Genomic DNA, 20,986 nt, shown 5'->3' with positions numbered 1-20,986 from the left:
ACCTTGTTTATAACAATTTCAATGAGCCTTAGGGGGCTTCTGGAAGCATTGTAAAAACCCACCCCTCCGCGTTCGGGTGTGGCACGCGCGCTACAATTGATCATGCGAGATCCGGTGGCCCGCGCTGACGTCGAGGCGAACAGACGTTTCCGCTTTTGAAGACATGCTCGCGGCGCCTGATCAGCAGCACGGGCTCGAAACCTGCCCCGTCCCGTCGAGCCGACCGGATTCCGGTTCAAGGCGCCCCCCGGATCCGCTCCAGCAGTGCCGCGTCGGCATAGCCGTCGGCCGGCAACCCGACCGAGCCCTGGAAGGCGCGCAACGCCGCCCGCGTCTTCGGGCCGATCTTCCCATCGACGCCGCCGGTGGCGAAGCCACGCTCGATCAGACGGGTCTGCAGGTCGCGCCGCTCATCTCCGGTGAGCACCCGGTCGCCCCGGGGCCAATCGCGGACGAGGCCCGGATCGCCGCGCAGGCGGTCCGACAGCAGCGCCACGGTCAGCGCGTAGGCGAGCGCCGTGTTGTAGCGCAGGATCACCGCGAAGTTCGGCCGCAGCAGGAAGGCCGGCCCGCGGATCCCGGCGGGCAGGATCAGTGTGGCCTCCGCGGCCTCGTCCGGGAAAGCCGCTGGTCGGGCGGGCCGCACGCCGAGCGCCCGCCACGCTGCGAGGCTTCGGAGCGTCGTCTCGTCGGCCAGGGCGGCGTCAAAGCCCTCGGGCAGGAGCGCCTCGGTGCCCCAGCCCGCGCCGGGTTTCCAGCCGTGCGCGCGCAGGTAATGCGCCGTCGAGGCCAGGGCGTCCGGCACCGAGGTCCAGATGTCGCGCTTGCCGTCGCCGTCGAAATCGACCGCGTCGCGCTGGTAGACGCTCGGCATGAACTGGGTGTGGCCCGTGGCCCCCGCCCAGGAGCCGGTGAGGCCGCCGGGCATCCGGTCGAGCGGCGCCTGGTTCCAGGCGAGGATCTGGAGCGCGGCCGAAAGCTCGTTGCGCCAGTAGGGCGCGCGGGCGGGATCGCCGCAGGCGAGGGTCGCGAGCGAGCGCACCACCGGCTTCACGATGGCGGGGTTGTCGAGCACTGCGCCGAAGTTCGATTCCACGCCCCAGAACGCCGCCAGGATGTGGCGATCGACCCCGTAGCGCGCCTCGATCGCCGCGAAGGTCTCGGTCTGCTCGGCGAGCTTGGCCCGGCCGGCCTCGATGCGCGCCGGGGTGATGCTGGCCTCGATGTAGTCCCAGAGCGGCCTGACGAACTCGCCCTGGCTCGTGGTGGCGGCCAGCACGTCGGGATCAGGCGTCAGGCTGCCGAGTTGAGCTTCGGCGAGGCCCTGCGGCACGGCCTGCGAGGCAGCCCAGGCGATCAGGTCGGCGCGGCAGATCTCGAAAGGTGGGGGCATCGGCGCGGATGCGTCGGGCGCCGCGGCGGCGAGGGTCGGCGCCAGGGCACAGGCGAGGCCGGCGGCGCGGATTCCCAGGCGGAGGCGTATCGGGCTGCTCATCGGCGGTTGAACGCTGGCGATCGGTCGGGGCGCTATCATACCCGGCCGGTCGGGGCGGCTTCCAGGGGCGGGCCCGGCGGCTTTGTGGCGGCAGCGTCGCGCCAACATGATCGCGCGACCCTGCCGGATGGAGGATGGGCCGGGCATCCTCCTTCCGGCAGGGTTGAAGGAGAACGACGGATGAAGCGGACAACCCTCGCGACGATCGGTGCGGCTCTGCTCGCGGTCGGCCCGGCCTACGCCCTGGAGGTCACGCGAAGCCGCGACATCCCTGCCCCCGCGGATGCGGTCTGGGCGCTGATCGGTGATTTCTGCGCCATCCAGTTCTGGCACCCGCAGGTGGAGCGCTGCATCCTGTCGGCCGACGACGACGATGACGGCATCCGCGCGCAGATCCGCGGTCTGGTTGTGAAGGGCGGCCTCGGCACGATCGTCGAGGTCGAGACCGACCGCGACGCGGAGGGCCGCAGCTACAGCTACGGCTTCATCCAAGGCCCCCTGCCGGTGCGCGCCTACAACGCGACGCTGGCGGTCCGGCCGAACGGCAGCGGGTCCACGGTGATCTGGAGCGCGACCTTCGACGCCGAAGGGAAGAGCGATGCCGAAGCCGTCGCCGACATTGCCGGCGTCTTCGAGGCGGGACTTGCCGGGATCGCCCGCGAGGCGTCCAGATAGCGCCCGGCCGAATCGGGCGGCCGCGCGATCAGGTTCCCGGTCGGCGGCGCTCCCCTCGTCCTGGCGTCCGCCAGCACCGATCTGAGCGGCGTCGGGGCATCCGATCGCCCGGCTCGATTCCCAGAGATAGCCTCAGGAGGCCGAGACCCGCATGCGCCGTCACCGCCACGCCAAGATCGTCGCCACCGTGGGGCCTGCCAGTTCGGCGCCCGACCGGCTGAAGGCCCTGTTCCTCGCCGGGGTCGACACCTTCCGGCTGAACTTCAGCCACGGGGTGCAGGAGGACCACGCCCGGGTCCACGCCGCCATCCGCGCCCTTGAGAAGGAGGTCGGCCGGCCGATCGGCATCCTGCAGGATCTGCAGGGACCGAAGATCCGGATCGGCACGCTGCAGGGTGGCCGGCTGGATCTCGAAGCCGGCGAGAGGGTGCGCTTCGTCCTCGAAGGCGCCGAGGGCGACAAGCAGTCGATCCCGCTGCACCACCCGGAGATCTTCGACGCCGTGGTGCCCGGCCAGGAATTGCTGATCGACGACGGGCGCGTGCGTGTGCGCGTCACTGGCCCGGAGCGCACCGCGATCACCGCCGAGGTGGTGACCGGCGGCCCGATCTCGAACCGCAAGGGCGTCAACCTGCCGGGCACGCTGCTCGACCTGTCGCCCCTCACCGAGAAGGACCGGGCCGACCTCGCCTTCGGGCTCGAACTCGGCGTCGACTGGGTGGCCCTGTCCTTCGTGCAGAAGCCCTCCGACGTCATCGAGGCCCGGGGGATCATCGGCGACCGGGCCGGCATCATGTCGAAGATCGAGAAGCCGCAGGCGCTGGAGCGGATCGACGACATCATCCGGCTCTCCGACGCCGTGATGGTGGCCCGCGGCGACCTCGGCGTCGAGATCCCGCACGAGGACGTGCCGGGCCGCCAGAAGGAGCTGATCCGCGCCTGCCGGCTCGCCGTGAAGCCGGTTGTGGTGGCGACCCAGATGCTCGACTCCATGGTCAACGCCCCGGCGCCGACCCGGGCCGAGGCCTCGGATGTGGCCACCGCGATCTACGACGGCGCCGACGCCGTGATGCTCTCGGCGGAATCGGCCACCGGCCGCTACCCGGTCGAGGCGGTCGCGATGATGGACCGGATCATCCGCAGCGTTGAGGGGCACAAGCTCTACCACTCGATCGTCGCGGCCTCGGAACCCGGCGAGGAGGAGACGCCGCCCCATGCGGTGGCGACCGCCACGGCCGACCTCGCCGAGGCGGTCCACGCCGCCGCGATCGTGGCCTACACGTCGAGCGGAACGACGGCGGCGCGGGTCGCCCGGAAGCGCCCCGCCGCCGCGATCCTGGCCCTGACCCCGAACCTCGCGACCTCGCGCCGGTTGAGCCTGCTGTGGGGCGCCCACAGCGTCCACACGGACGACGTCGACTCCTACGAGGAGATGACCGCGAAGGCCTGCCAGCACGCGCAGGAAGAGGGCTTCGCCAAGCCGAACGACATCATCGTGGTGGCCGCCGGCATCCCCTTCCACACGGCTGGCAACACCAACAACATCCGGCTGATGCAGGTCTGAAGGCGGGCCGGGCGGGTGGAACGCGGCCCGCTCCTCACCCGTTGAATCGAAAGCTGCGCCGTTTTGGCGCAACACCGGAGGGCCATCCCATGAACCTGATCGGACGCCTCGTCACCAAGCTCCTCGGCAACGAGAACCGCCCCGTGGACCGCGACGACCGGAACGCCAGCACGGCGACGCCGATCGGCCGCCTCGTCACCAAGATCCTGGGCAAGTGAGCCCGGCCGCCGCGCGCCGCCCGGCGCGCGGCACAGGATCGAGCGCGCTCAGTTCGCGAGCGTGCTCGCCGTCTCCCTGACCGTGGGCGCGGCCGGGACGGTGTGCTGCCAGAAGGTGCCGGTCCGGCCCTTCGCCAGCCCCTCCTCGTAGAGGGCGCGCATGTAGGCGGTGTCGAAGCCCTTCGAGGCCGGCACCTTCGGCGCCCCCTCGTCAATGTAGGTCAGGTTGAAGCCGATCCCGTTGTTGCGCGCCAGGGCGTAGGTCGCCGTCAGCGTCGCCCGCGAGCGGGCGCGGCTCGCCGTCGTGAAGGAGCGCTCGACGATCGAGAGCGTGTTGTCCTTCGTGACCTCGAAATCGGGCTCCAGGCGGCCGTTGATCACGACGTAGATCTCGGCCTTCCCGCCGGTGCGGATCCGCCCGTCGCGCAGCAGCAGGGTCTGCGGCAGGGTGAAGACCGGCGTCACCACCGATCCATCGACATGCATCTCCTGGAAGCGGGCGTCGCCGGCCGTGACGTCGATGAATTGCGGCGGGAACACCGCCGGGATGCTGGCCGAGGCGGCCAGCACGTCGCGGAACAGCTCCCGGGCGTTCGGCGCACCGCTCGCCGCGATGGCGCCCATGTTCCAGATCACCGCCCGCTGGGAATCGAGGTTGGTGGTCACCACCATCAGGCGCCGGCCCTTGGCGTGCTCCTCGGCCACCGCCCGGATCAGGTCCGGCGTGACGTAGCGGTCGATGAGGTTGCGCAGGCGTCCGTCGCCGAAGAGCCCCGAGCCGAACAGCACATTGGCGAGGTTGGGCGAGGCCACCAGTTCGCTGGCGACACCGCTGGTGTAGAACTCGGTCAGATAGGCATCGTAGCCCGACCCCAGGAACGCGAAGGGCGCGATCAGCGCGCCGGTCGAGACGCCGGAGACCAGGGTGAATTCGGGCCGCTTGCCGGAGGCCGTCCAGCCGTTGAGCACGCCGGCCCCGTAGGCGCCGTCGCCGCCACCGCCCGACAGTGCCAGATAGGTGAAGCCCTTGCTCCGCCGCTGCGGATTGGCGGCGAGTTCCGCGATCGTCTCCACCGAGGCATCCGCGTAGACGCGCGCACCGGGTATGCCGGGCACGCTCGCGAAGGCCGCCTGCTCGGCACTGTAGGGCGTGCGCGGAAGGCTGCCGCAGGCCGCAACCTGACCCGCCAGCCCGAGCGCAGCCAGCGCTCGCAAGCCTGTCCGACGGAAACCCATCTCGTCACCCTGATCCGTGAAGCTTCGCCACTGTGCCACAGGAAACGAGCTTGGCTGTGACGCGCGTTCCGTCTTGGCCACCCGACAGGGTTGATAACTGCCCGCTGTTGCGCCCGGGTCACGATCCCACCGGATCCGGCGCCAGCGAGGCCGCCTCCGCGCACCCCGATGCGCGGCCGGCCTGTTGTGCAACGTTGCCGCGGTGGTCTCGCAAGAGCGGCTATCGGCTTGGAACGAACACCTCCGCCGAACCCGGAGACTGAGCGTGAAGAACCTCGGCCTGCAAGAACCTCGGCCTGCAAGAACCTGGGCCTGCAAGAACCTCGGCCTGCCGGCGCAAATCCGCGGCCGCTTCGCCCCACGGCAGCTGCCCCGGAGAGCGGCATCGGGCACGCGATCGGGCATTGCCGGTGGACAGGGGCCGCGGGGAGCGGCCGCGCACCCTTGCAACGTTCGTGAGCGCCGCGCTAGGGTTCCTCGCGGCCTGACGGGACAGGGTGTCGCACCGCGGTGCGGCCTGCCCGGTAAGGCTGCGCGGTCCGCTCGGCATCGTATTCCGCCGGTGGACGGATCCTCGGGATCCGCAATGCGCGCGCCGGAGCATGGCGCAGCGCGGGCCGCAGGGGGCGGAGGGGTCAATGGAAACGGCTGTCGGCTGGACGGATGATCGCGTGGCGCTCCTGCGCAGGCTGTGGGAAGACGGGCAGAGCGCGAGCAAGATCGCGGCACAACTCGGCGGCGTCACCCGCAACGCGGTGATCGGCAAGGTCCATCGCCTCGGTCTGGGGGGGCGCGCCCGGGGCGGAGAGGAAGCCCCCGTTGCGGCCGCGCCGACGGCGAAGGTCATCGAGATCGAGACCGCCATCGCGGTGGTGGAGACGCAGGCTCCGGAGCCGGTGGCGATCGTGACGCATCGCCCGGCGCCGGACTTCCCGGTCGCCGCCCCGGCCCAGACGTCGACGCCGACGCCCCTGCCGGTCTCTCAGCGCGTCACCATCATGGACCTCCGGGAATCCATGTGCCGCTGGCCGCTCGGCGATCCGACCACGCCGGAATTCCGGTTCTGCGGCGCCCGCTCGATCACGGGCCTGCCATACTGCACCCATCACGCCGAGATCGCCTATCAGCCGGCGACGGAGCGCAAGCGGGATCGCCGCGTCGCCTCGTTCCGCTGATCGCGGACATCGTCACGGCCGGATGAGACCGGCCGCGCGGAGATAACGCGCGGTGGCCGGATTGATGCGGTCCACCGGCACGAGCCCGATCAGGGTCTTCGGGTTCGTCGGAGCGGCATCGTCGCGGCTGAGCGCGCGGACGATCCGGTCGGCCGCATCCCCGTCGAAATCCGGGCGCGCGAGCACGAAGCTCCACGAGCCCACCGTCTCGATCGGCTCTGCCTGCCCGGGAAAGCTGCCGGCCGGCACGGTCAGACGCTTCATTGCGGCGCCGGGCTGCGCCAGACGCGCGATCCCGGCCTCCGAGGGACCGAAGAAGCGTGCCCCGCCCGGCGCCCGGGCCATGGCGGAGAAGCCCGGCCAGTCGAGACCGCCGCCCCACAGCGCGTCCGCCTGACCCTCGCGCACCAGGGCCGGCCCGTCGCCCGCGCGATCGAGCAGGATCGGACGGATATCGCGTTGCGGGTCGAGCCCCGAGGCGGCCAGCGCGCTGCGGGCCATGACGGTGAGCCCCGATTGGTGCGTGCCCAGCACCACCGGGCGCCCGCGCAGATCCGCCACCGAACGGATCGGGCTGCCCGCCGGGACCACGAACAGGCCGGGCGTCGGATACATCGGGGCCAGCACGGTGACGCCATCGGCGGCAGCGAAGGCGGGATAGGCGTATTCCCCCTGCACGAGCCCCAGATCGACGCTGCCGGCCTGCAGGAGACCGAGATTCTCGACGGACCCGCCGCTCGGTCGGGGTTCGATGATCAGCGCCGGGTCGGCGCGCCGAATCGTGTCGGCGAAGGCCGACCCGAAGGCCGGGAAGCCCCCGCCCGGCGTCGCCGTGGCCAGGCTCACGCGGACGGGCTCGTCGCACCGGACGGGCCGCGGCGCGAGGAGGCTCAGCAATCCCAGAAGCGCCACCCGGCGGTTCGCCATCCTGATTCTCAAGGGCGGCACGCGAGTCGACATCAGCACCCTCATCACGCGGGCGCGCCGGACCGGCGCCGACCGAGAGAAGAAGTTTCTATCAGTCCAACAACACCCAGCAATGCTGTTCCACGTTAGGACAGAGATCGACGCGGAAGCAGAAAGAACTTTTGATATGGGCACTTAGCCTGATTGCTCCCCGGGCGGCAACGCGATATCGCAGCTCTTCGTCCGGGGCCGATCCGGGCCTCCCGCTCGGGGGGCTTGGTCTCGTCCGCCCGGACCCACATCTCACCGATCCCAACACGAGCAGGAGCTCCGCGATGGCCGATTCCTCCAACGCGCCGGCGAAGGTCGGCCATGGCCGTGTCTACGGCTCGATCACCGAGACGATCGGCAACACCCCCCTGGTCCGCCTGAACCGTCTGCCCAAGGAGCACGGCGTCGACGCCGAGATCCTGCTGAAGCTGGAGTTCTTCAACCCGATCGCCAGCGTGAAGGACCGTATCGGCGTCAACATGATCGACGCGCTGGAGGCCTCCGGCAAGCTTCAGCCGGGCGGCACGCTGGTGGAGCCGACCTCCGGCAATACCGGCATCGCGCTGGCCTTCACGGCGGCGGCCCGCGGCTACCGCCTGATCCTGGTCATGCCCGAGACGATGTCGCTGGAGCGACGCAAGATGCTGGCCTTCCTGGGCGCGGAGCTCGCGCTCACCCCCGGCGCCCAGGGCATGAAGGGCGCGATCGCCAAGGCTGAGGAACTGCTGAAGGAGATCCCCGGCTCGGTGATGCCGCAGCAATTCTCGAACCCCGCCAACCCCGAGATCCACCGCAAGACCACCGCCGAGGAGATCTGGACCGACACCGGCGGCCAGCTCGACGCGTTCGTGGCCGGCGTCGGCACCGGCGGCACCGTGACGGGCGTCGGCGAGGTGCTCAAACCCCGCCTGCCGAACCTCAAGGTCTTCGCCGTGGAGCCGGAGGACTCCCCGGTGATCTCGGGCGGCCAGCCGGGTCCGCACAAGATCCAGGGCATCGGCGCGGGCTTCATCCCCGAAAACCTCCACACCGACATCCTCGACGGCGTACTGAAGGTCTCCAACCAGACCGCCTTCGAGACCTCGCGCGCCCTCGCGCGCCTGGAGGGGATCCCCGGCGGTATCTCGACCGGCGGCAACGTCGCCGCCGCGCTGGAACTGGCCAAGCGGCCGGAGTTCCAGGGCAAGCGCATCGTCACGATCGCCTGCTCCTTCGCCGAGCGGTACATCTCGTCGGCCTTGTTCGAAGGGATCGGCTGACCGCGTCCCCGCAAGGGCACCACGGTGCCCCGCGCCACACGGAATGGCGCGGGGCCGCCCGTTTGCAGGTAGCGCCGGTTCCCCTGCGACCCTTTCCGGGCGCGTGCGGCGCCGGCGGCAAGCGAGTTCGGATCCGGCGGATATTCGGCGTGCTCACCCTGTGCCGCTTGCGCGGCGCTTGCCACCGCCGAGGCCGATCTCTGGGCGCCTGCCAAACGCCGGAAACCAATAAATTCACAGCTCTGATACTATAACAAAGTACGCTCATATAATATTCACGTCATTTCAGCAAAAACCCTGTATTCCTGCATACGCTGCGCGATCGATCGTCTCCGCGAGTCCAGCCTGGATCTTCCTTCCTCGTTCCGTTACCGCCGATCCTGTAATCGATCGGTGATTCCTGATGCGTTGTGTTCTCGTGATCCTGTGCAGCCTCTGGTCCCAGGCGGCGTTGGCGCTGGGTTTCGCGGTCCACGATCTGACGCCGCTCGCCGAAGACGCCCGCAGGGCGCTCGGCAAGGACGCCACCGTGCAGGCGCAGCCGTACCAGCTCTTGCTCACCTGCCCGGGCTGCGACGGCGCCCCCACGGTCGCGCTCCAACTCGGGCGCCTCTCGGACGGGACCGAAGGCCGGATCCGGTCCGGCCAGACCACGATGGCCGCTCTGGAAACGATGTGTGTGAAGAAGAATCCGGATTGCCGGCTCACGACCCTGCCGGCCGGCCCGGCGGTCGCGTGGATCACGTCCTACGCCTTCGGGACCGGTGCGGGCGCGACCGCCATCGTCCTGCGTGACGGCGATCTCCTGACGATCGATGCCCGGTCGATCGACCGCGGCGCCGCGGAGGATGCGGTGCTGGGTCTCGCCGGGAAGCTCCTGCCCCGGATCGTCGGGCGCTGACGGCCGGACATCGCCCGCGCTCGATCGCCCCGCCCGCGCAACTCTCCTGCGCCGCCTCCGTTGTCCCGCGAAGACACGGAGAGGCGAGCCATGACCGGGCAGACAGAACGACCGTCGCTGAAGGATTTCGACGCCGATGCGGACCGCAACGGCCAGGATCTCGGCCAGGACTCGCCGCTGGATATCGGCCTCGCCGCCCGTACGCAGGCGGACCTGAAGCGGGACCCGGCGGGCGACGCGGAAGCCGCGCGGATCGCCTCCGGCACCCCCGGCTCCGACGCGACGGACGCGACCGAGGCCGAGACGCCGCGCGAGAACCTCGCCAAACTGAAGGGCACGTCGGGCGGTGGCTCGGAGCTGAGCGAGGCGATCGACCGCGCGACGGCGGCCGTCGGCCAGGATGACGGGAAACGCTGATGGCTCGGCCGACCAGCGATTCCGGGACCGTCACCCGCAAGCCCGACGATGCCGTCGGGTCGCGCGGCGAGCCGCCCGCCGGGGGCGGCCACCAGACGGCCGATCAGGCCGCCATCACCGACATCGGCGGGGGCGGCAAGCCCCAGCCGGAGCCCCGGGATGGATGGGGCGCCACCGGCGAGCCCGGGCGGTCGCCGCCGGCCGTCGGCGGCTCGTCCGGCGGCCACTCGGACCAGAAGGCCTCCCGCGGCCCCGCCGCCGGCGAGACAATGGCGGACGGGCATTACCGGGCCGAACGGGAGAATCGGGAATGAGCCAACGCGACGATGAGGGCGCGAAGCCCGAGAAGCCGAAGAACGTCGCGCCCGACGCCGTGAAAGACCCGAACGAGAAGACCGAGGGTCATCCGGGGGCCGGGCCGGCGAGCGGCGGCAAGCAGAACGACGAGACCGATCCCGGCAGCTCTTAGCGCCGCCCGCGCTCAGGCGAGCCGGAACGGAATCGGGCCGGCCGCGAGCTTCACGTCGTCGGGCCGGCATCCGGTCTCGACGCAGGCGTAGCGGATCGCGTCCTGGCGCGAACGGAAGATGCCGCCTGCCCGTCCGCCGGTCTCGACGGCCACCCAATGACCCTCGCCATCCTGGCCGACGAGGTAGGAGGGCGTCCCGACAGCCGGCAAGGGCGACGGGGATGCATTCAACGCGACAGGCATGGTCGTCTGGGGGTTCACGCGGACCTCTCGGGTGCCGCCATGCCAAGCGAGGAGGCCCGGCATAAGGGTGCGATGGACCCGAGAGCGATCCGGAATAAGGGCTGCCTCAGCAACCGGGCCTGAGCGCCCGGTTGCCCATCGTTCAGCTCAGGCCGCGTTCTCCTTCGAACGCTCGGCCCGCTTGCGATCGTTCGGGTCGAGGATCGCCTTGCGCAGGCGGATCGATTTCGGCGTCACCTCGACCAGTTCGTCGTCCTGGATCCAGGCCAGCGAGCGCTCCAGGGTCATCCGGATCGGCGGGGTGAGGCGCACGGCCTCGTCCTTCGAGGTGGTGCGGATGTTGGTGAGCTTCTTGCCCTTGAGCACGTTCACCTCGAGATCGTTCTCGCGGTTGTGCTCGCCGACGATCATGCCCTGGTACACCTTCCAGCCGGGCTCGATCATCATCGGGCCGCGATCCTCCAGGTTCCACATGGCGTAGGCCACGGCCTCGCCCTGGTCGTTGGAGATCAGCACGCCATTGCGCCGGCCCGGCATCTCGCCCTTGTAGGGCTCGTAGGCCTTGAACAGCCGGTTCATGATCGCGGTGCCGCGGGTGTCGGTCAGCAACTCGCCCTGGTAGCCGATCAGGCCGCGGGTCGGGGCGTGGAACACGAGGCGCAGGCGGTTGCCACCCGACGGCCGCATCTCCAGCATCTCGGCCTTCCGCTCGGACATCTTCTGCACGACGACGCCGGAATGCTCCTCGTCGACGTCGATCACGACCTCCTCGATCGGCTCCAGCAGACCGCCGTTCTCGTCGCGCTCGTACACGACGCGGGGCCGCGACACGGCGATCTCGAAGCCCTCGCGGCGCATGGTCTCGATCAGGATCGAGAGCTGCAGCTCGCCCCGGCCCGAGACGTAGAACGAGTCCTTGTCGGCCGCCTCCTCGATCTTGAGCGTGACGTTGCCCTCGGCCTCCTTGAACAGGCGGTCGCGGATCATGCGGCTCGTGACCTTGTCGCCCTCGGTGCCGGCGAGCGGGCTGTCGTTGACGATGAACGACATCGTCACGGTCGGCGGATCGATCGGCTGCGCCTGGATCGGGGTCTCGACCTGCGGGTCGCAGAAGGTGTCGGCCACGGTGCCCTTCATCAGGCCGGCGATCGACACGATGTCACCCGCCTCGCCCACTTCGATCGGCGCCCGCTCCAGGCCGCGGAAGGCGAGGATCTTCGACACGCGGCCGGTCTCGACGACCTTGCCGGTGCGGTCGAGCACCTTGATCGACTGGTTGGGCTTCACCGAGCCCGAGGCGATCCGGCCGGTGATGATGCGGCCGAGGAACGGGTTGGCCTCCAGCAGGGTGCCGAGCATCCGGAACGGCCCCTCCTCGGTCTTGGCCTGCGGCACGTGCTTGAGCACGAGGTCGAACAGCGGTTCGAGGCCCACCGACGGGTCGGCATCCGGGCTGTCGGCCATCCAGCCGTTGCGGCCGGAGCCGTAGAGGATCGGGAAGTCGAGCTGCTCGTCGGTGGCGTCGAGCGCCGCGAACAGGTCGAACACCTCGTTCACGACCTCGTTGATGCGGGCATCCGGCCGGTCGACCTTGTTGATCGCGACGATCGGGCGCAGGCCGATCTTGAGCGCCTTGCCGACCACGAACTTGGTCTGCGGCATCGGTCCCTCGGCGGCATCGACCAGCACGATCACGCCGTCGACCATCGACAGGATGCGCTCGACCTCGCCGCCGAAATCGGCGTGGCCGGGGGTGTCGACGATGTTGACGCGGGTGTCCTTCCAGACGACCGAGGTCGCCTTCGCGAGGATCGTGATGCCGCGCTCCTTCTCGAGGTCGTTCGAATCCATCGCCCGCTCCTCGACCCGCTGGTTCTCGCGGAAGGTGCCGGACTGGGCCAGCAGCTTGTCGACGAGAGTCGTCTTGCCGTGGTCGACGTGGGCGATGATGGCGATGTTGCGCAGATTCATGGCGGCCCGAAACGGGTTGTGCCGGCTCCCTGGCGGCCGCGCGGCGCGGCCGTCCGCGCCGGTTCAGGTACGGAGTCGTTGTGGTTGCGTCGCAATATAAGGACCCGCGCTCTTGAGCAAGGCCACCGGCGGCTCCGCAACGGCGTCGAGCGGGGATTCCGGGCTTCGAGGCCGCACGGCACCCGGATTTCCGTGAGGCGGGACGCGCAGACCAGCCCTGCAGCCGGTCCCAGGTGGCAGCCCGCGCCCTATATGACAATCCCATGACGCCGCGAGGCGGTCCACGAGTCCGCGCGGGGCGCCCTCCCGGTTGCATTGGATGAAATCAGACCCCTCGGCTACGATATCGATTCTGCGGCCACGCATGGGGGCGGCGAACCGGTATGACCTCTGCTCTGACGGCTGCCCATCGGAACGAGCCGATGCGCGCGCTTGAGCCTCGGCTGTTCCCCTATATCTGGCGCTATTCGAAGGCCGACCAGCTCCGGATCTGCGCCTTCGTTCTGGCCTCGCTGCCGTTCTACTTCGCCTCGCTCGACCTGCCGAAGCGCATCGTCAACGACGCGATCACCGGCAAGGCCTTCGCGCACGGCGAACCGACCGTCCCGTTCCTCGACGTCACCGTGACGTGGCCCCAGTTCCTCGGCGGCGGGACGACCCGGCTGTTCGAAGGGTTCCAGCTCGACCGCTTCGAGCTGTTGCTCGGCCTCTCGACCCTGTTCCTCAGCCTCGTGCTGATCAACGGCGCCTTCAAATTCTGGATCAATCTCCAGAAGGGCATCCTCGGCGAACGGATGCTCCGGCGCCTGCGGTTCCAGCTGTTCTGCCTGATGCTGCGCTTCTCGCCGGAGACGCGGCGGGAGGTGAAATCCTCCGAGACCGCGACGATCATCCGCGACGAGGTCGAGCCGATCGGCTCCTTCATCGGCGATGCGATCGTCGTGCCGGTCTTCCTCGGCACGCAGGCCGCCACGGCGCTCGCCTTCATCCTGATGCAGAATCTGTGGCTCGGCCTCGCGGCCGGCGGCATGGTGGGCGTGCAGATGATCGTGATCCCGCGGCTGCGGCGGGAGATCATCCGCTTGAGCCGCCGCCGACAGATCGCCTCGCGCGCCCTCGCGGGCCGGGTCGCCGAGGTGCTCGACGGGCTGCCGGCGGTGCTCATCAACGACACCGGCCGGTGGGAGCGGGCCGAGATCGGCGGCCGGCTCTACGGCCTCTACGATCTGCGCCTGCGGATCTACCGGCGCAAATTCGCGGTCAAGTACCTCAACAACCTGCTCTCGCAGGTGACGCCGTTCCTGTTCTACGCGATCGGCGGCTACTTCGCGCTGAAGGGCGAGCTCGATATCGGCCAGCTCGTGGCCGTGCTCGCCGCCTACCGCGACCTGCCCCCGCCCCTCAAGGAGCTGATCGACTGGGATCAGCAGCGCCTCGACGTGGAGGTGAAGTACGAGACCGTGGCGGCACATTTCGGCCCGCAGCGCCTGCAGCCGGGCGAACCCGAGCTGGGGGAAACGCCGCCGCCGCTCGGCAGCCCGCTCCGGACCGAGGGCCTGATGTTGCGCGACCCGCAGGGCGGCGGGCCGATCGAGGTCGGCGACGCCGAGGTGCAGCTGCCGGCGCGGCTCGCGCTCGTCCCGCCCGGCCCGGCGGCTCAGGAATTCGCCCGCGTCCTCGCGGGCCTGCAGACGGCGCAAGGCGGCACGATCCGGATCGGCGAACACGACCTGTCCACGTTGCCGCGGCCCGTTCACGCCTATCGGATCGCCTTCGCGGGCGTCGAGCCGGTCCTGTTCCCCGGCACGTTGCGCGACAACGTGCTCTACGGCCTGCGCATCCGGCCGCTGCGGAAAGGCAGCCTCGATCTCAGCAAGACGCGGATCAACGAGGCGGTGAAGACCGGCAACCCGTGCGACAGCGTCGACGACCCCTGGATCGACTACCGGCGCCTCGGAATCCGCGACGCCAGGGACCTCGATCACCATCTCCTCGACATGCTGGGCCGGCTCGACCTCGGCGACGACCTCTACCGGTTCGGCCTCGGCGCCCTCAGTTCGGTGTCCCATGATACCCCGGTGGGCCAGCGCATGATCGCGGCCCGGGAGCATCTGCGCCAGCACTTCGCCGAGAAGGGCCTCGCCGACCTCGTGATCCCCTTCGCCCGCGGCCGCTACAACGACCAGGCGACCGTCGGGGAGAATTTGCTGTTCGGGGTGCCGCGCGACCCGTCGCTCCGGGATCCGCAGCGCCTGGCCGCGACACGCCTGTTCCGTCACGCGCTCGAAGAGGCGCGCCTGCTCGACGACCTCGATCGCATGGGCGTCGCCATCGCCAGCAATCTCAAGGACATATTCGCCGACGTGCCGCCCGGCCATCCGCTGTTCCGGCGCTTCTCGCTGATCACCCCGGATGCCCTGCCGGATTACCTGCGCCGGCTCGCGCGCATCCCCGGGAGCGGGCGCCTCGGCGAGGCGGACAGCGTGGCCTTCCTGGCCCTCGCCCTCGCCTATGTCGAGCCGCGGATGCGCTTCGGCCTGCTCAAAGGCACCCTGCGGCAGCGGATCGTGGGCGCGCGCACCATCGTCCAGCGCCATATGCACGGCGATCACGAATGCGACGTCGAATCCTACGATCCCAACCGGATCAACCCGCGCAGCACCGTGCTCGACAACCTGCTGTTCGGCCGCATCGACACGGCGCGGATGCACGGCGAGGCGATCATCCAGCGCGAGGCGCGGGAGGTGTTCCGCCAGTTCGACCTGGAGCGCCCGATCCAGTTGCGCGGGCTGGAGAAGGAAGTCGGCAACCGCGGCCAGATCCTGACCGAGCGCGTCCGGGTGCGGATCGGCCTCGCGCGCGCCATCCTGCGCCAGCCGGAGATTCTCGTGGCCGACCGCGTGGACGAGTTCCTGGAGCACGGCGTCGACACGCTGCTCAGTGTCGCGGAGGCCTCTCTGCCCCGGGCGAGCCTCGTGGCCAGCCTGTCGGCGGAAGCGGATGCCACCCGGTTCCCCGCGCAGCTGCCGCTGCGCAAGCCGGAGGCACGCCTGCGCGCGGCCGAATGAGTTCGGCGTGAGCCGGCGCACGGGCTTGCGGTTTACAGCTCAACCCGTCTCCGGCACAGAATGGCGCCCATGCCCGTTCTCCTGGACGCGACCGTGACACAGGCCGGCACCACCCCGAGCCTCGCCGGGCTGCCGCGCGTGGTGCCCCCGCACCGCGCGCCGCCGGAGCGGGAACTGCCGATCTGGGCCTATCTCCGCTCGATCCGCGACAACAGCCTCACGGGCTTCCCCCGGCGCGCCTTCGAGGAGCCGGTGACCCGCCGGGGCCTGCTCGGCCGGTCGAGCTTCGTCCTGAACGACCCGGAGGCGATCCGCAGGGTCCTCGTCGAGAATCAGGCCAATTACGCGCGCACCACCGGGACGACGCGGATCCTGCGCCCGATCCTGGGCGACGGGCTCCTGATCAGCGAGGGCTCGGCCTGGCGGCACCAGCGCCGGACCCTGGCGCCCGCCTTCACGCCGCGGGCGATCGACGGCCTCGTGCCGCACATCGCGGCCGCGATCGCGGAGGGGCTGGCCCCGATCGCCGAGGAGGCCGAAGCGGGGCCGGTCGACCTGTTCACGGCCTATTACCGGCTCGCCCTGGAGGTGGCCGGGCGCGCCATGTTCTCGGTCGGCATGGACGAGCACGGGGCGGAGCTGCGCCGCTTCATCGCCGAATACGGCGAGCGGATGGGCCGGCCGCACCTCCTCGATATCGTGACGCCGCCGGGCTGGCCGGTGCCGCTCGACTGGTCGCGGGCGCGCTTCCGCCGCCGCTGGATCCCGTTCCTCGACCGGATCATCGCGGCGCGCCAGGCCTCGGGCCGGAGTCATGCCCGCTCGGGCGACCTGCTGGACCTGCTCGCGGCGGCGCGCAATCCCGACACGGGGGCCGCCTTCACGCCGGCGGAGCTGCGCGATCAGGTCGCCACCATGATCCTCGCCGGCCACGAGACCACGGCCGGCACGCTGTTCTGGGCCTCCTACCTGCTGGCCCTCGCTCCGGAGATTCAGGAACGCGTCGCCGCGGAGGCGCGGAGCGCCGATCTCACCGACCCGACCGGGTGCCAGAGCGACGGGCGCCTGCCTCTGACCCGCGCGGTGATCGACGAGACCCTGCGCCTCTACCCGGCGGCCTTCGTGGTGGTGCGCCGGGCACTCGGACCCGACATTGTAGCGGGTCATGCGGTGAGGAAGGGCGATATCGTGATGGTGAGCCCCTGGGTGCTCCACCGCCACCGGACGCTCTGGACCGATCCGGAGACCTTCGATCCGGGCCGCTTCCTGCCGGGGGCGCCGCCGCCGCCGCGCTTCGCCTATCTGCCCTTCGGGGCCGGACCGCGGGTCTGCATCGGCGCGCAATTCGCGCTGAGCGAGGCGGTGCTCGCGCTGGCGCAGGTGCTGATCCGGTTCCGGCTCGAGCTCGACGACGCCGAGCCGGTCCTGCCGCAGGCGGTGGTCACCACCCAGCCGGAGCGGCCTGCCCGCTTCCGGCTGATCCCGCGGGATCCGGTCAGCCCGCGATCCCCGTGATCGTCGCCGAGGCCGAGCGCGGATCGCGCATCGGCCAGCGCCCGGTCTCGACCTGGGCCAGGAACGCGTCGAGCAGCGCGTTGTAGGCGTCGGGCTCCTCCACCGAGAGGGCGTGGCCGGTGTTGGGCAGGATCGCGAGGCCCGCAGACGGGATGACGCGCTTCAGCATCAGGCTCGGGGCAAGGCAGGGCCAGTCCTCATCGCCGGAGACGATCAGGGTCGGGGCGGTGATTCGCCCGAGTTCATCCGTGAGATCGTAGAGCGAGGGGCGCTCCCTCTGGACGCCGAGCTGCGTGTTGGCCGAACCCAGGGCGGAATGCTCGGCGAGCATCTGCTTGAACGCGGCGTGCCCCCGCGGATCCTTATTGGCGAACTGCACCCGGGTCGGCCCGTAGGCGTAGCGCTCCGCGAAGGCGGCCATGCCCTCCCGGCGCAGCAGCTCGGCGGTCGCCGTGGCTTCGGCGCGGAACGTCGCCTGCCGGTCGGGCTCGGCGCCGTAGCCGCAGCCGCCGAGGCACAGCGACAGGGCGCGCTCGTGGTGGCGCAGGCCGAAATGCAGGGTGGCGAAGGCGCCCATCGAGATCCCGGCGACATGGGCGCGCGATCCGCCGATATGGTCGAGGATCGCCAGGATGTCGTCGGCGGCGCGAGCCTGCGTGTAGGCCGAGACGGAATCGGGCACGTCTGAGGGCGGATAGCCCCGGGCGTTGAAGGCGACCGCGTGGTAGCGGCGACCGAAATGGCGCAGCTGCGCCTCGTAGCTGCGGTGATCGCCGGCGAATTCGTGCACGAAGATCAGCGGTGTGCCGGATCCACTCTCCTCGTAATGGAGGCGGATTCCGTCATCGGTGGTGGCGCTCGGCATGGCCGCTCCGTCGACGCTCTCCCCCGCGCCGGCGGAGGTAGGGCGGCGCCTCGGGCGGTCGAGGGCCGGGGCGCAGACCGGCATGACGACGCCGCACCCGGCGGACCGGGCGCGGCGTGTCGGATGGCGTGCCGGCGGGAGCGACCTCGCTCCGGTTCAAGCGGCCTTCTTGGGCGAGGCCGGCTTGGCGCCGCCCTTGTTGGCGGCGACCTCGGCGAGCTTGGCTGCGAGCTTCGCGTCGAGCTTGGCGGCGGCACCGAGCGGAAGCTCGATGTCGAGGCCGAGCGTCGAGACCGCCTCGCCGCGCTCCAGGGTGACCTTCACCTTGTCGGGCTCGACCGCGACGTGGTTGGCGATCACCGCCAGGATCTCTTCGCGGAGCTGGAGCACGAGATCGGGACGGCCCGACTCGGCGCGCTCATGGGCCAGGATCAGCTGCAGCCGGTCGCGGGCGACCGTGCCGGAATTGCGCTTCTGGAAGATTCCGAGGATGCTCATGCCGCCCTCCGCATGAACAGCTTGTCGAGGAACGACTTGCGCTCGACCGGCAGGCTCATCGGCACCTCCTCGCCCTTCAGCCGGCGCGCCGCGTCGGCATAGGCCCGCGCCGGGGCGCAGAGGGGGTTGTTGAGGGTGACCGGGCAGCCGAGGTTCGAGGCGCGCAGCACCTCCTGGCTCTCCGGGATGATCGCGAGCAGCGGGATCGACAGGATGTCGAGCACGTCCTCGGTCTTGAGCATGTCGCCGCGGTCGGCCCGGGACGGGTCGTAGCGGGTGAGGATCAGGTGCTTCTCCATCTCCTCGCCCTTCTCGGCCTTGGCGGTCTTCGAGTCGAGGAGGCCGATGATCCGGTCGGAGTCGCGCACCGAGGAGACCTCGGGGTTGGTCACGACCACCGCGACGTCGGCGTGGTGCATGGCGAGCTGGGCGCCGCGCTCGATGCCGGCGGGAGAGTCGCAGATCACCCAGTCGAATTTTTCGCGGAGTTCCTCCATCACCCGGGCGACGCCCGCATCGGTGAGCGCGTCCTTGTCGCGGGTCTGCGAGGCCGGCAGCAGGTGCAGGGTGTCGACCCGCTTATCCTTGATCAGCGCCTGCGGCAGCTTCGCATCGCCGTTGACCACGTTGATCAGATCGTAGACCACCCGGCGCTCGGCGCCCATGATCAGGTCGAGATTGCGCAGGCCGACGTCGAAATCGACGACGCACACGCTCTGACCACCCTGGGCCAGGGCCGCTCCGAGGGCCGCGGTCGTCGTCGTCTTGCCGACGCCGCCCTTGCCCGATGTGACGACGAGAACCTTTGCCACGCGTCGAACTCCCTTGATCCAGAGATGAATTAATCGAGACTTGCCATTCGGATGTTGCCGCCATCGAGCCAGACCTGAGCGGCCTTGCCGCGCAGGGCCGTGCCCATGTCCTCCGCCGTCCGCACGAGGCGGTCGATCCCCAGCAACTCGGGCTCGAACTTGCGGCAGTAGATTCGTGCGCGCGGGTTGCGCGCAGCCCCGGCGATCGCGCGTCCGCGCAGGGCGCCGTAGACGTGGATCGAGCCGCCGGCCAGGATCTCGGCCCCCGAGGAGACCGAGCCCATCACGGTGACGTCCCCGGTCGGGTTGATCACGCTCTGACCGGAGCGGACCGACCCCTCGACGGTGATCGAGGTGACCACCTGCGGCGCCGGCTCGGCCGGGCTCGGGATCTCGACCTTTTCGGAGGGCTGCCCCTTCACGAGGAGCGGCGGCAGACCCTCGCCGACGACGTCGGCGCCCTCGATCCCGAGGACCGCGATGCCGCGGGCCTTGAGCTCACGCATGAGGGTTTCGAGGGCGTCCGGCTCGGGCTTGAGCTGGGCGCAGTCGAGGATGACGGCCCGGCCTTTCAGCAGGGTGGGCGAGCGCTTGAGCGCCGCGTCGAGGCCCGCGAGCCACTCGGGGAGTGGCGGCTCGGGGGAGAGGGCCAGGGCCTTGAAGGCCCGTCCGCGCAGGCTGAGTGGCCGGGGCGCGGAAGGAGCCACCTTGGGGGCGGTCTCCGGGTCGATCGGCTCGGGGAGGGTCTCGCTCATGTCCGCCCGTTAAGAGTCCTTACCGGACCATTGACGGGGGGCATGGTTACCGAAGGGTTAAGTTTTGGATCCGGTCGGCAAATTCTGCCGGGATCCTGGTATCGGTGCGGTGGAGGACGATTCGCGCGTCTATCGGCCTGTGACCCATGGCCTCCAAGGCGGGGCAGCCGTCCGGTCCCAAGTTCTTCGGAAAACCCGTTTCGGCGACGCCTCGCGCCAGGGAGAGTTAACGTCCGATCAGGACCCGGCTTCCTTCTGGTGCCGCACGGCCAGGATCGTCACCACGTCGCCGTCGATCCGATAGCGGGCAACGTAGCCGCTATCACCGAAACCGATCAGCCACTCCCGAAACGCATCGGGCTGATCCTCGATCGCTCGTCCCATCCACGGATGGGTGCCGAGTTTCTGAACGCCTTGCATGATTGCCGCGCCCGCTCGCTTGGCTGCCGACGGATCCCTTCGGACGAAGGAACGCACGGAGGCGCTGCAGGTCGCGAACCGCGGAGGCTGCAAAGACTATCCGTGGCATTCGGGGGCAGGACGCTCGTTCTCGTCTCCCCAACTCGATAACCACTGCTCGACTTCTTCAGCCGTCGCATGAAGGCCCGTCGCCTGGGCTTCGTCCCAGGCCTTCAGGGTATCTTGCCGTAAGCGCTCCCGCTTTTCCTCGCGCTCGACATATTCAGCGTTGGCTTCGCACATAATGCCGCCAGGCGTACGGCGACGGATCTCGACGCGCCCCTCAGCGCGTCATCGAGTTCGATGGATGTGGATACGGCCATGCTGCGAACTCGAGTCGAGCGGTTCCGACGCGCGCACTATAGAGGACTAAGACGAGCCGTCGACACGGCCACATCGTGGGGCGAAGCGCCCATCGGATGATCAGAGAACCC

At 70.0% G+C, this 20,986-nt stretch carries 21 protein-coding genes and 1 pseudogene; 11 read left to right on the top strand and 11 right to left on the bottom strand.

Going from position 1 to position 20,986, the window contains the following annotated elements:
* Positions 1 to 235: 235 nt before the first annotated feature.
* Positions 236 to 1,495 (bottom strand): lytic murein transglycosylase, encoded by a 1,260-nt coding sequence (locus tag FVE89_RS09950; protein WP_160533852.1) that lies wholly within the window; start codon positions 1,493 to 1,495, stop codon positions 236 to 238.
* 180 nt (positions 1,496 to 1,675) lie between these two features.
* On the opposite strand from FVE89_RS09950, the gene FVE89_RS09945 reads away from it, so the two are divergent.
* From FVE89_RS09945 to FVE89_RS09935, 3 genes are all read left to right on the top strand, one after another.
* Complete coding sequence (locus FVE89_RS09945) at positions 1,676 to 2,170, top strand: SRPBCC family protein (RefSeq protein WP_160533851.1); 495 nt, start codon at positions 1,676 to 1,678, stop codon at positions 2,168 to 2,170.
* 151 nt (positions 2,171 to 2,321) lie between these two features.
* Entirely contained in the window at positions 2,322 to 3,734 is a 1,413-nt protein-coding gene (gene pyk, locus FVE89_RS09940; RefSeq protein WP_160533850.1) for a pyruvate kinase, read from the top strand.
* An 89-nt stretch (positions 3,735 to 3,823) separates the two neighbouring features.
* Positions 3,824 to 3,952, top strand: a complete 129-nt coding sequence (locus tag FVE89_RS09935; RefSeq protein ID WP_091714885.1) for a TFIIS helical bundle-like domain containing protein — start codon at positions 3,824 to 3,826, stop codon at positions 3,950 to 3,952.
* A gap of 48 nt (positions 3,953 to 4,000) precedes the next feature.
* On the opposite strand, the gene FVE89_RS09930 is transcribed toward FVE89_RS09935, so the two are convergent.
* Positions 4,001 to 5,188, bottom strand: a complete 1,188-nt coding sequence (locus FVE89_RS09930; RefSeq protein ID WP_160533849.1) for a patatin-like phospholipase family protein — start codon at positions 5,186 to 5,188, stop codon at positions 4,001 to 4,003.
* Positions 5,189 to 5,826: 638 nt separating this feature from the next.
* On the opposite strand from FVE89_RS09930, the gene FVE89_RS09925 reads away from it, so the two are divergent.
* A complete protein-coding gene (locus FVE89_RS09925; RefSeq protein WP_160533848.1) occupies positions 5,827 to 6,363 on the top strand; it encodes a GcrA family cell cycle regulator in 537 nt (178 codons plus the stop codon).
* Positions 6,364 to 6,375: 12 nt separating this feature from the next.
* On the opposite strand, the gene FVE89_RS09920 is transcribed toward FVE89_RS09925, so the two are convergent.
* Positions 6,376 to 7,290 carry a TAXI family TRAP transporter solute-binding subunit gene (locus tag FVE89_RS09920; protein ID WP_160533847.1) on the bottom strand — a complete coding sequence of 305 codons (915 nt, stop codon included), beginning with the start codon at positions 7,288 to 7,290 and terminating at the stop codon, positions 6,376 to 6,378.
* A gap of 314 nt (positions 7,291 to 7,604) precedes the next feature.
* On the opposite strand from FVE89_RS09920, the gene cysK reads away from it, so the two are divergent.
* From cysK to FVE89_RS30485, 5 genes are all read left to right on the top strand, one after another.
* Positions 7,605 to 8,579 (top strand): cysteine synthase A, encoded by a 975-nt coding sequence (gene cysK / locus FVE89_RS09915; protein WP_160533846.1) that lies wholly within the window; start codon positions 7,605 to 7,607, stop codon positions 8,577 to 8,579.
* 403 nt (positions 8,580 to 8,982) lie between these two features.
* Positions 8,983 to 9,480, top strand: coding sequence for a hypothetical protein (locus FVE89_RS09910; protein WP_160533845.1), 498 nt, complete (start codon positions 8,983 to 8,985; stop codon positions 9,478 to 9,480).
* 90 nt (positions 9,481 to 9,570) lie between these two features.
* Positions 9,571 to 9,897 (top strand): hypothetical protein, encoded by a 327-nt coding sequence (locus tag FVE89_RS09905; RefSeq protein WP_160533844.1) that lies wholly within the window; start codon positions 9,571 to 9,573, stop codon positions 9,895 to 9,897.
* Entirely contained in the window at positions 9,897 to 10,211 is a 315-nt protein-coding gene (locus FVE89_RS09900; protein WP_160533843.1) for a hypothetical protein, read from the top strand. Before FVE89_RS09905 ends, FVE89_RS09900 begins: the two co-directional genes overlap by 1 nt.
* Entirely contained in the window at positions 10,208 to 10,366 is a 159-nt protein-coding gene (locus FVE89_RS30485) for a hypothetical protein (protein ID WP_202130691.1), read from the top strand. The genes FVE89_RS09900 and FVE89_RS30485 overlap by 4 nt, the downstream gene beginning before the upstream one ends.
* A gap of 12 nt (positions 10,367 to 10,378) precedes the next feature.
* Here the strand turns inward: FVE89_RS30485 and FVE89_RS09895 are convergent, their stop codons facing one another.
* Complete coding sequence (locus FVE89_RS09895; RefSeq protein ID WP_160533893.1) at positions 10,379 to 10,609, bottom strand: RAG2 PHD domain containing protein; 231 nt, start codon at positions 10,607 to 10,609, stop codon at positions 10,379 to 10,381.
* Positions 10,610 to 10,756: 147 nt separating this feature from the next.
* Positions 10,757 to 12,580, bottom strand: coding sequence for a translational GTPase TypA (typA, locus tag FVE89_RS09890; RefSeq protein WP_160533842.1), 1,824 nt, complete (start codon positions 12,578 to 12,580; stop codon positions 10,757 to 10,759).
* Positions 12,581 to 13,002: 422 nt separating this feature from the next.
* Between typA and FVE89_RS09885 the strand changes: the two genes are divergently transcribed.
* Together FVE89_RS09885 and FVE89_RS09880 are read left to right on the top strand one after the other, a co-directional pair.
* Positions 13,003 to 15,648: an ABC transporter transmembrane domain-containing protein gene (locus FVE89_RS09885; RefSeq protein WP_160533841.1), complete on the top strand. Its 2,646-nt coding sequence runs from the start codon at positions 13,003 to 13,005 to the stop codon at positions 15,646 to 15,648.
* A 69-nt stretch (positions 15,649 to 15,717) separates the two neighbouring features.
* Positions 15,718 to 17,163, top strand: coding sequence for a cytochrome P450 (locus tag FVE89_RS09880; protein ID WP_160533840.1), 1,446 nt, complete (start codon positions 15,718 to 15,720; stop codon positions 17,161 to 17,163).
* Here FVE89_RS09880 and FVE89_RS09875 read toward each other — a convergent pair.
* From FVE89_RS09875 to FVE89_RS31040, 6 genes and pseudogenes are all read right to left on the bottom strand, one after another.
* Entirely contained in the window at positions 17,144 to 18,028 is an 885-nt protein-coding gene (locus FVE89_RS09875) for an alpha/beta hydrolase (RefSeq protein ID WP_160533839.1), read from the bottom strand. The two genes, FVE89_RS09880 and FVE89_RS09875, sit on opposite strands and share 20 nt — an antisense overlap.
* 156 nt (positions 18,029 to 18,184) lie before the next feature.
* Positions 18,185 to 18,526 (bottom strand): cell division topological specificity factor MinE, encoded by a 342-nt coding sequence (gene minE, locus FVE89_RS09870; RefSeq protein WP_160533838.1) that lies wholly within the window; start codon positions 18,524 to 18,526, stop codon positions 18,185 to 18,187.
* A complete protein-coding gene (gene minD / locus FVE89_RS09865) occupies positions 18,523 to 19,338 on the bottom strand; it encodes a septum site-determining protein MinD (RefSeq protein ID WP_160533837.1) in 816 nt (271 codons plus the stop codon). The genes minE and minD overlap by 4 nt, the downstream gene beginning before the upstream one ends.
* A gap of 29 nt (positions 19,339 to 19,367) precedes the next feature.
* Positions 19,368 to 20,093 carry a septum site-determining protein MinC gene (gene minC, locus FVE89_RS09860; protein WP_160533836.1) on the bottom strand — a complete coding sequence of 242 codons (726 nt, stop codon included), beginning with the start codon at positions 20,091 to 20,093 and terminating at the stop codon, positions 19,368 to 19,370.
* Positions 20,094 to 20,330: 237 nt separating this feature from the next.
* Positions 20,331 to 20,570, bottom strand: a complete 240-nt coding sequence (locus FVE89_RS31045) for a type II toxin-antitoxin system RelE/ParE family toxin (protein WP_342389648.1) — start codon at positions 20,568 to 20,570, stop codon at positions 20,331 to 20,333.
* A gap of 39 nt (positions 20,571 to 20,609) precedes the next feature.
* Positions 20,610 to 20,875: pseudogene (locus tag FVE89_RS31040) on the bottom strand (CopG family transcriptional regulator).
* Positions 20,876 to 20,986 lie beyond the last annotated feature (111 nt).

The sequence above is a fragment of the Methylobacterium sp. 2A genome (assembly GCF_009806555.1).
Taxonomy (GTDB): Bacteria; Pseudomonadota; Alphaproteobacteria; order Rhizobiales; family Beijerinckiaceae; genus Methylobacterium.
This window is presented reverse-complemented; position numbering and strand designations above follow the sequence as displayed.

What these genes read in the sequence shown, in the direction of transcription:
- cysK (WP_160533846.1), top strand. Translation starts at nt 7,605, where the DNA reads ATGGCCGATTCCTCCAACGCGCCGGCGAAGGTCGGCCATGGCCGTGTC.
- FVE89_RS09885 (WP_160533841.1), top strand. Translation starts at nt 13,003, where the DNA reads ATGCGCGCGCTTGAGCCTCGGCTGTTCCCCTATATCTGGCGCTATTCG.
- FVE89_RS09930 (WP_160533849.1), bottom strand. Translation starts at nt 5,188, where the DNA reads ATGGGTTTCCGTCGGACAGGCTTGCGAGCGCTGGCTGCGCTCGGGCTG.
- FVE89_RS09945 (WP_160533851.1), top strand. Translation starts at nt 1,676, where the DNA reads ATGAAGCGGACAACCCTCGCGACGATCGGTGCGGCTCTGCTCGCGGTC.
- FVE89_RS09900 (WP_160533843.1), top strand. Translation starts at nt 9,897, where the DNA reads ATGGCTCGGCCGACCAGCGATTCCGGGACCGTCACCCGCAAGCCCGAC.
- minE (WP_160533838.1), bottom strand. Translation starts at nt 18,526, where the DNA reads ATGAGCATCCTCGGAATCTTCCAGAAGCGCAATTCCGGCACGGTCGCC.
- FVE89_RS09910 (WP_160533845.1), top strand. Translation starts at nt 8,983, where the DNA reads ATGCGTTGTGTTCTCGTGATCCTGTGCAGCCTCTGGTCCCAGGCGGCG.
- FVE89_RS09925 (WP_160533848.1), top strand. Translation starts at nt 5,827, where the DNA reads ATGGAAACGGCTGTCGGCTGGACGGATGATCGCGTGGCGCTCCTGCGC.
- pyk (WP_160533850.1), top strand. Translation starts at nt 2,322, where the DNA reads ATGCGCCGTCACCGCCACGCCAAGATCGTCGCCACCGTGGGGCCTGCC.
- FVE89_RS09920 (WP_160533847.1), bottom strand. Translation starts at nt 7,290, where the DNA reads ATGGCGAACCGCCGGGTGGCGCTTCTGGGATTGCTGAGCCTCCTCGCG.
- FVE89_RS09880 (WP_160533840.1), top strand. Translation starts at nt 15,718, where the DNA reads ATGCCCGTTCTCCTGGACGCGACCGTGACACAGGCCGGCACCACCCCG.
- FVE89_RS30485 (WP_202130691.1), top strand. Translation starts at nt 10,208, where the DNA reads ATGAGCCAACGCGACGATGAGGGCGCGAAGCCCGAGAAGCCGAAGAAC.
- FVE89_RS09895 (WP_160533893.1), bottom strand. Translation starts at nt 10,609, where the DNA reads ATGCCTGTCGCGTTGAATGCATCCCCGTCGCCCTTGCCGGCTGTCGGG.
- typA (WP_160533842.1), bottom strand. Translation starts at nt 12,580, where the DNA reads ATGAATCTGCGCAACATCGCCATCATCGCCCACGTCGACCACGGCAAG.
- FVE89_RS09905 (WP_160533844.1), top strand. Translation starts at nt 9,571, where the DNA reads ATGACCGGGCAGACAGAACGACCGTCGCTGAAGGATTTCGACGCCGAT.
- FVE89_RS09875 (WP_160533839.1), bottom strand. Translation starts at nt 18,028, where the DNA reads ATGCCGAGCGCCACCACCGATGACGGAATCCGCCTCCATTACGAGGAG.
- minC (WP_160533836.1), bottom strand. Translation starts at nt 20,093, where the DNA reads ATGAGCGAGACCCTCCCCGAGCCGATCGACCCGGAGACCGCCCCCAAG.
- FVE89_RS09935 (WP_091714885.1), top strand. Translation starts at nt 3,824, where the DNA reads ATGAACCTGATCGGACGCCTCGTCACCAAGCTCCTCGGCAACGAGAAC.
- FVE89_RS09950 (WP_160533852.1), bottom strand. Translation starts at nt 1,495, where the DNA reads ATGAGCAGCCCGATACGCCTCCGCCTGGGAATCCGCGCCGCCGGCCTC.